This is a genomic window from Vibrio genomosp. F10 str. 9ZD137 (assembly GCF_049974785.1).
Taxonomy (GTDB): domain Bacteria; phylum Pseudomonadota; class Gammaproteobacteria; order Enterobacterales; family Vibrionaceae; genus Vibrio.
The window spans coordinates 1-1,099 of record NZ_JBNGCJ010000750.1 but is presented as its reverse complement, the minus strand read 5'-3'; the positions used below and the strand labels follow the sequence as shown (position 1 = coordinate 1,099).

General features: G+C 46.7%; 1 protein-coding gene and 1 pseudogene. Both read right to left on the bottom strand.

What is annotated here, in order from left to right; genetic code table 11:
* The coding region (locus tag ACP45E_RS17655) for a glycerate kinase (RefSeq protein WP_141707399.1) at window positions 1–274 on the bottom strand (274 nt) is incomplete at its 3' end.
* A 22-nt stretch (window positions 275–296) separates the two neighbouring features.
* A pseudogene (locus ACP45E_RS17650) lies at window positions 297–1,099 on the bottom strand (GntP family permease); the annotation flags it as partial.

Below are 1,099 nucleotides of genomic sequence, written 5' to 3'. Positions count from 1 at the left end.
CGGCCATTTCAATGACAGCGGTCGAGCCATCACCGACCAATCCAAAGAAACCATCAACCCTATTACCCATTGGACCGGTGACTTGCTGTTCAACAATGATTCCTCCCGTCGCATCAACAAGAGATTGAACGGTTCCTTCTCCGCCATCTGCCATCGGTAACTTAACGTATTCCGCATTGGGCATCACTTGTTTGAAGCCACGTTCAATCGCACAAGCCACTTCCATTGCTGTTAAGCTTTCTTTGTAAGAATCCGGAGCAATAACCACTTTCATAGAGATTTCCTAATTTTTATTGTTATAGAAGAACAAGGCTTAAGATATACACCAATGTCATTGCAGTAATACCCTGTACTAGCGTCGCCATCGTTTGTGCTCGGTAAGCTAAGCCGACTGACATGCGGCTGAATTGAGACACTACCCAGAAGAAGCTGTCGTTAGCATGTGACACGGTCATTGCACCAGCGCCTATCGCCATCACGGTCAATACGCGGCCCATTTCCGAATCAAGCCCTAGTTGCGCTAACATCGGAGCAACCAATGCAGATGTGGTCACTAAAGCAACGGTCGATGAACCTTGGGCCGATTTTAGCGCCGCTGCGACAATAAATGGCATGAATATACCCACACCCAGCGCCGATAATGTCGTACCAAGATAGTCACCAAGTGGCGTCGCTTTTAGTACCGCACCAAACGCACCACCTGCACCAGTGATCAATAAGATTGGCGCTGCAGACAGAATACCTTGATTAATGCGCTCGCCAAATTCTTCAATTTTGTTACTGGCTTTAAGCAAACGAGTCGCCAGTAGTAAACCAATAAATAACGCGGTTAACGGCTGACCTAAGAAATTCAACACATCGTAGACGCCACCTTCACCGAGAGGCAAGCTTGGGAAACGGGCAATGGATCCAAAACAAATAAGCAAAATAGGAACAAAAATAGGGGCGAATGCTTGAGTTGCCGTTGGTAATTCACCGTAAGAGGCTTTTAGTGTTTTCCAATCTTGATTCGCTGCTTCAAATTCCTCTGCTTTTACATCTGGCTCTACGTCTTTAAAACGATTTGCCCATAACATACCAGCCAATGATGCAGCCGCGG